The 7,295-nt window shown below is 34.7% G+C and carries 6 protein-coding genes and 1 pseudogene; all 7 read left to right on the top strand.

Going from position 1 to position 7,295, the window contains the following annotated elements:
* Positions 1-447 (top strand): annotated as a pseudogene (locus tag AADI82_RS12380) (quinol:cytochrome C oxidoreductase); the annotation flags it as partial.
* Positions 448-475: 28 nt separating this feature from the next.
* The gene (gene nrfD / locus AADI82_RS12375) at positions 476-1,927 is read left to right on the top strand and encodes an NrfD/PsrC family molybdoenzyme membrane anchor subunit (RefSeq protein ID WP_341216741.1); all 1,452 of its coding nucleotides are present in this window, start codon (positions 476-478) and stop codon (positions 1,925-1,927) included.
* A gap of 9 nt (positions 1,928-1,936) precedes the next feature.
* Positions 1,937-2,473, top strand: a complete 537-nt coding sequence (locus tag AADI82_RS12370) for a DUF3341 domain-containing protein (protein ID WP_341216740.1) — start codon at positions 1,937-1,939, stop codon at positions 2,471-2,473.
* The gene (locus AADI82_RS12365; protein ID WP_341216739.1) at positions 2,463-3,026 is read left to right on the top strand and encodes a cytochrome c; all 564 of its coding nucleotides are present in this window, start codon (positions 2,463-2,465) and stop codon (positions 3,024-3,026) included. The genes AADI82_RS12370 and AADI82_RS12365 overlap by 11 nt, the downstream gene beginning before the upstream one ends.
* Positions 3,027-3,039: 13 nt before the next feature.
* On the top strand, positions 3,040-4,401 hold the full coding sequence (locus AADI82_RS12360) for a quinol:cytochrome C oxidoreductase (RefSeq protein WP_341216738.1): 1,362 nt from the start codon (positions 3,040-3,042) through the stop codon (positions 4,399-4,401).
* 30 nt (positions 4,402-4,431) lie between these two features.
* Entirely contained in the window at positions 4,432-5,502 is a 1,071-nt protein-coding gene (locus tag AADI82_RS12355; RefSeq protein WP_341216737.1) for a cytochrome c oxidase subunit II, read from the top strand.
* Between the two features lie 27 nt (positions 5,503-5,529).
* Positions 5,530-7,295: cbb3-type cytochrome c oxidase subunit I (locus AADI82_RS12350; protein ID WP_341216736.1), on the top strand; the 1,766-nt coding region annotated here is incomplete at its 3' end.

Here is a 7,295-nt window from a genome sequence, read left to right as displayed (position 1 = left end):
CATATGGCATATAACCGTTGTGTAGGTACAAGATATTGTGCAAACAACTGTCCTTATAAAGTACGTCGTTTTAACTGGTTCTTATATAATGGGAATGATGAATTCGATTATCATATGAATGATGATTTAGGACGCATGGTACTAAACCCAGATGTAGTTGTACGTTCTCGTGGTGTGATGGAAAAATGTTCGATGTGTATTCAAATGACACAAAAAACTATTCTTGATGCAAAACGTGATGGACGTGAAATCAAAGATGGTGAATTCCAAACCGCATGTTCTGCAGCTTGTAGCAATGGAGCTATGATTTTTGGAGACATTAATGATAAGACTAGTAAAGTTGCAAAACTTAAAGAAGATAATCGTATGTATCACTTATTAGAAAGTGTTGGTACAAAGCCTAATGTGCAGTATCAAACAAAAGTGAGAAATACAACTGAAGCATAAATCTAATTAAAGAATCAATTATATAATTATGGCGTCTCATTACGAAGCACCTATTAGAAGACCTTTAGTTACAGGCGAAAAATCATACCACGACGTTACTGTGGATGTGGCTGCACCTGTAGAAGGAAAAGCAAATAAACAATGGTGGATAGTTTTTGGTATTGCACTTGCCGCTTTTCTTTGGGGTATTGGATGTATCATTTATACCATATCAACAGGTATTGGAACTTGGGGTTTAAATAAAACTGTAGGTTGGGCTTGGGATATTACTAACTTTGTTTGGTGGGTAGGTATTGGTCACGCAGGAACATTAATTTCTGCGGTACTTTTATTATTCCGTCAAAAATGGAGAATGGCAATTAATCGTTCTGCAGAGGCAATGACTATTTTCTCGGTAGTACAAGCAGGTTTATTTCCAATTATTCACATGGGTCGTCCATGGTTAGGGTACTGGGTATTACCAATTCCAAATCAATTTGGTTCGCTATGGGTAAACTTTAACTCGCCTTTACTTTGGGATGTATTTGCAATTTCAACATATTTATCGGTATCATTAGTATTCTGGTGGACAGGTTTATTACCAGATTTTGCTATGCTACGCGATAGAGCAATCAAACCTTTCCAAAAGAAAATATATTCTTTATTAAGTTTCGGATGGTCGGGTCGTGCAAAAGATTGGCAACGTTTTGAAGAGGTGTCTTTAGTACTTGCTGGTTTAGCAACACCTTTAGTACTTTCTGTACATACTATTGTATCGTTTGACTTCGCAACATCAGTTATTCCTGGTTGGCACACCACCATATTTCCACCATACTTTGTTGCTGGTGCGGTATTTTCAGGATTTGCTATGGTAAACACGCTTCTTATTATTATGAGAAAAGTGTGTAACCTTGAAGATTATATTACAGTTCAACACATCGAATTAATGAACATTGTAATCATGATTACAGGTTCTATAGTAGGTGTGGCATATATCACTGAGTTATTTATCGCGTGGTATTCTGGTGTAGAATATGAACAATATGCCTTCTTAAACAGAGCAACTGGACCTTACTGGTGGGCCTATTGGGCGATGATGACTTGTAACGTATTCTCTCCACAGTTTATGTGGTTTAAGAAATTAAGAACGTCTATTATGTTCTCTTTCTTTATCTCAATTGTAGTAAATATAGGTATGTGGTTTGAGCGTTTTGTAATTATTGTAACCTCGTTACATAGAGATTACTTACCGTCATCGTGGACCATGTTCTCTCCAACGTTTGTAGATATAGGAATATTTATTGGAACCATAGGATTCTTCTTTGTGTTATTCTTGTTATACTCAAGAACATTCCCTGTAATTGCACAGGCAGAGGTTAAGACGATTTTAAAATCTTCTGGAGAGCGATATAAAAGATTAAGAGAATCTGGAGAAAGCTTAGTTGGAACTGGAACCGACGCAAGAACTTCTGGTGATAATAATAAAGAAACAAAAAATTAAGCGTAGGCAATGGAAGCATCTAAAGTAATTCACGCTATTTATACCGATGATGATGTACTAATGTCGGCCGTTAAAAAGGTTAAGGCAGAGAGACATCATATTGAAGAGATATATACACCGTTTCCGGTTCACGGACTAGACAAAGCTATGGGATTAGCGCCAACTCGTATTGCAATTACTGCGTTTATATACGGTTTAATTGGTCTAACAGTAGCTATTTTAATGATGAATTTTATCATGATTGAAGATTGGCCTCAAAACATTGGAGGTAAACCAAGCTTTAGCTATATAGAAAATATGCCTGCGTTTGTGCCAATTATGTTTGAACTTACTGTATTTTTTGCAGCCCACTTAATGGTAATTACCTTTTACTTACGTAGTAGAATGTGGCCGTTTAAAAAAGCAGAAAATCCAGATCCAAGAACAACTGATGATCATTTCTTAATGGAGATTGCAGTTCATGGAAATGAAAGTGAACTACAAAGTTTATTAGAAGAAACAGGAGCAGTTGAGATTAATATTATTGATAAAGAAGATGGACATTAATATGAAAGGCTTAATTAAAATATTAGTATTAGCAGTTGTATTTGTAGCAGTATCTTGTAATAAAAGTACAGCACCAAACTATCAATTCATGCCAAATATGTACGAATCTGCTGGATATGAAACTTATGGAGAAGCTGCTTTTCCTAATGGAGTAGAAGCACAATTACCTGCCGAAGGGTCGGTTGCTAGAGGACATATTCCTTTTGATATTGAAAACACAACAGAAGGCTATGAGTTAGCGAAAGCAACATTAATGAACCCTTTAGACTCAACGCAAGTAGATTTAGAAAGAGGAAAAGAACTTTACAATATATACTGTGGAATTTGCCACGGAAATAAAGGTGACGGACAAGGTAATTTAGTGAAACGCGAAAAGATTTTAGGTATTCCAAGTTATGATGACGCTGGTAGAGCGATAACCGCAGGAAGCACATATCATACTATTTATTATGGTAAGAATGCGATGGGGTCTTATGCTAACCAATTGAAAGAAGAAGAGCGGTGGCAAGTTGTTTCATACGTATTGAAATTAAAAGCAGATTTAGAAAAGTAAGATTATATAAGATATGTACACATTTTCAAATAAATTAAAGACATTTTCTTTCATACTAATATTTGTAGGATTATTAGGGGTTGGATATGGTTTTATAACATCTCATAAATCTTTTGAAGAAGTTGAACACTTACTTGCAGAAGAATCACACGGTGGCGGTCACGGTGAAGAAGCTGCACATGCTGCGCCATCACACGATGCAAATATAAATGCAGACTCGCACGACGGTCATGCTAAAGAGGCACATGCCGATGTAGACGAGCATAAAAAACATGTAGAACATGTACAACATCAAATAGCAAACAGACCTTGGTCTGCACTTTACGTAGCAGCCTTTTTCTTTATGATGATTGCTTTAGGTGTTTTGGCATTTTATGCCATTCAAATTGCATCTCAAGCAGGTTGGTCTCCAGTTTTATTTAGAGTCATGGAAGGCATTACCGCTTACTTATTACCAGGAGCATTAATTGTTTTAGGTATTGCAGTAGCATCAGGAACTATTGGGCATTACAATTTATTTGTATGGATGGATCCAGAAGTTGTAGAACATGATAAATTAATTAAAGGCAAATCTAGTTTCTTAAACTTACCTTGGTTTATTGTTAGAGGTTTAATATTTATAGCAGGTTGGAGTTTATATCGTCATTTTTCACGCAAATTTTCAATCGCTCAAGATACAGCTGAAGATAATAGTAACTTTAAAAAATCATTCCGTATTGCAGCAGGGTTTTTAGTATTCTTTATTTATACAGAATCTATGATGTCATGGGATTGGATTATGAGTGTAGACCCACACTGGTTCTCAACATTATTCGGATGGTACGTATTTGCGAGTATGTTTGTAAGTGGTATTACAGTTATCGCATTAATTTCTATTTATTTAAAATCTAGAGGGCATTTAGAGTTTGTAAATGAAAACCACTTGCACGATGTAGCTAAATATATGTTTGCATTCAGTATTTTCTGGACATATTTATGGTTCTCGCAATTTATGCTGATTTGGTATTCAAACATTCCAGAAGAGGTAACCTATTTTGTAACACGTTTTGCAGATTATCAATTACCATTCTTAGGCATGGTAGTGATGAATTTTGTGTTCCCAATTTTAATGTTAATGAATGCTGATTACAAACGAATTCCTTGGTTTGTGGTTATGGCAGGTTTAGTTATTCTATTTGGACATTATATAGATATTTTCAATATGATTATGCCAGCAACAGTAGGCGACAGATGGTTTATAGGTATTCCAGAAATAAGCTCTATATTACTATTTGCAGGCTTGTTTATATTTGTAGTATTTACAGCTTTAACAAAAGCACCATTGCTAGTAAAAAGATACCCTTTCAAAAAAGAAAGTGAAGAATTTCATTATTAATTAAGATATAAATAAAGACGAACGATACCAATGACTGCTTTATTAACAATTATAGTTTTAGTATTTATTTTAGTTGCCATCTGGCAAATGGTTAAAATTTTCGATTTAGCACAAGCTAAAAACGATAATACACCAGGAGTTGCTACAGATAAAGATAACACCATTAATGGGTATTTAATGATGGGCTTTTTAGCTTTCATTTATATTATTACCATTGTGTGTTTTGTGAAATGGGGCGACTTGCCATTAATGTCTAATTCTGCTTCAGAGCATGGACCAACTATAGATAATTTGATGATTATCTCTATGGTAATTATCTTTATAGTACAAACCATTACACAGTTTTTGCTACATTACTTTGCTTATAAGTACAAAGGTGAAAAAGGGAAAAAAGCATTATTCTTTGCTGATAACAATAAATTAGAAGCCATTTGGACTATAATCCCAGTAATTGTTTTAGCTGGTTTAATTATTTACGGATTAAATACTTGGATAAACATTATGGGTGTTGATGAAAGTGACGATCCATTAGTAGTCGAGTTATATGCCCAACAGTTTAACTGGAAAGCAAGATATGGTGGAAATGATAATACTTTAGGTAAGGCTAATGTACGTTTAATAGATATCGATAAAGCTAATATTTTAGGTTTAGATGAATCTGATCCAAACGCACAAGATGATGTGATTACTACAGAACTTCACTTACCAGTAGGTAAACCAGTATTATTTAAAATGCGTTCTCAAGATGTGTTACACTCTGCTTATATGCCACATTTTAGAGCACAAATGAATTGTGTACCTGGTATGATAACCCAATTTGGATTTACACCAACGGTAACTACTGCAGATATGAGACAAACGCCAGAAATGCAAGAAAAAGTTGCACGAATTAATAAGATTAGAGTTGAAAATAGTAAACCATTGATAGCAAAAGGGGAAGAACCTCTAGAGCGTTATGAGTTTGATTATATACTACTGTGTAATAAAATTTGTGGAAAATCACATTACAATATGCAAATGAAGATTGTGGTAGAAACACAAGAAGAATATGAAGCTTGGATGAAAGAGCAAAAAGAATTTAAAAACTCTCTAATTAACTAATTAAAAAGATAAATACGATATAAGATTATGTCAGCACACGCAGATAACCACGCTCACGACGACGACCACGGACATCATCATAAAGAAACGTTTGTAACTAAATATATATTTAGTCAAGACCATAAAATGATTGCTAAACAGTATCTAATTACAGGTACTATTATGGGTGTTATAGGTGTATTAATGTCTATGATGTTTCGTATGCAAATTGCATGGCCAGAAGAACCTAATGTGTTATTTGAAGCCTTACTAGGTAAATGGGCTCCAGATGGTGTTATGGATGCCGATATCTATTTAGCGTTAGTAACTATACATGGGACCATTATGGTATTCTTTGTATTGACCGCAGGTTTAAGTGGAACATTTAGTAACTTATTAATTCCGTTACAAATTGGTGCACGCGATATGGCATCAGGCTTTTTAAATATGGTTTCGTATTGGTTATTCTTTTTATCAAGTGTAATCATGGTCATTTCACTATTTGTTGAAGCAGGACCAGCAGCAGCAGGTTGGACTATCTATCCGCCATTAAGTGCATTACCAATGGCACAAGGAGGTTCAGGAATGGGTATGACACTTTGGTTAGTATCTATGGCAATATTCATTGCCTCATCATTATTAGGATCACTTAACTATATTGTTACTGTAATTAACTTACGTACAAAAGGCATGTCTATGACAAGGTTACCTTTAACAATATGGGCATTTTTTGTAACAGCAATTATTGGTGTAGTATCGTTTCCGGTATTATTATCGGCAGCGTTATTATTAATCATGGATAGAAGCTTTGGAACATCATTCTTTTTATCAGATATATTCATTCAAGGTGAAGTATTACATTACCAAGGGGGTTCTCCAGTATTATTCGAACACCTATTTTGGTTCTTAGGGCATCCAGAGGTATATATCGTTATATTACCAGCAATGGGACTTGTGTCCGAAATTATGGCATCAAGTTCACGAAAACCAATTTTTGGATATAGAGCAATGATTGCCTCAATTTTAGCTATTGCATTTTTATCAACAATTGTTTGGGGTCACCATATGTTTATCTCAGGAATGAATCCATTCTTAGGATCTGTATTCACATTTACAACCTTATTAATTGCAATACCATCAGCGGTAAAAGCCTTTAACTGGATAACTACACTCTGGAAAGGTAATTTACAAATGAACCCAGCAATGCTATTCTCTATTGGTTTTGTTTCAACTTTTATAACAGGAGGTTTAACAGGTATTATTTTAGGAGACTCTGCATTAGATATTAATGTACACGACACGTATTTTGTTGTAGCTCACTTCCATTTAGTAATGGGTATATCGGCATTGTATGGTATGTTTGCAGGAATCTATCACTGGTATCCAAAAATGTTTGGACGTATGCTAAACAAAAACTTAGGTTATATCCATTTCTGGATAACGGCAGTTTGTGCTTATGGCGTATTTTTCCCAATGCACTTTATAGGTATGGCAGGTTTACCTCGTCGTTATTACACAAACAGTAACTTTCCATTATTCGACGATTTAGCTAATGTAAATGTTATCATTACTATTTTCGCATTAATTGGAGGTATTGTACAAATAGTATACTTATACAATTTCTTTAGTAGTATGTTTTTTGGAAAGAAGACAGTACAAAACCCTTGGCGTTCAACTACTTTAGAATGGACAGCACCTGTTAAACATATTCATGGAAATTGGGAAGGTGAAATCCCTCATGTACACCGTTGGGCTTACGATTATAGCAAACCGGGACATGATGTAGATTTTGTACCTCAAAATATTCCGCTTAA

Source organism: uncultured Wocania sp. (genome assembly GCF_964021735.1).
GTDB lineage: Bacteria > Bacteroidota > Bacteroidia > Flavobacteriales > Flavobacteriaceae > Wocania_A.
Note: the sequence above shows the minus strand (reverse complement) of the source record. Positions and strands in the feature narration are given on the sequence as shown.

Excerpts from the sequence above, each read along its gene's own strand:
- nrfD (WP_341216741.1), top strand. The coding sequence starts at position 476 with ATGGCGTCTCATTACGAAGCACCTATTAGAAGACCTTTAGTTACAGGC.
- AADI82_RS12370 (WP_341216740.1), top strand. The coding sequence starts at position 1,937 with ATGGAAGCATCTAAAGTAATTCACGCTATTTATACCGATGATGATGTA.
- AADI82_RS12365 (WP_341216739.1), top strand. The coding sequence starts at position 2,463 with ATGGACATTAATATGAAAGGCTTAATTAAAATATTAGTATTAGCAGTT.
- AADI82_RS12360 (WP_341216738.1), top strand. The coding sequence starts at position 3,040 with ATGTACACATTTTCAAATAAATTAAAGACATTTTCTTTCATACTAATA.
- AADI82_RS12355 (WP_341216737.1), top strand. The coding sequence starts at position 4,432 with ATGACTGCTTTATTAACAATTATAGTTTTAGTATTTATTTTAGTTGCC.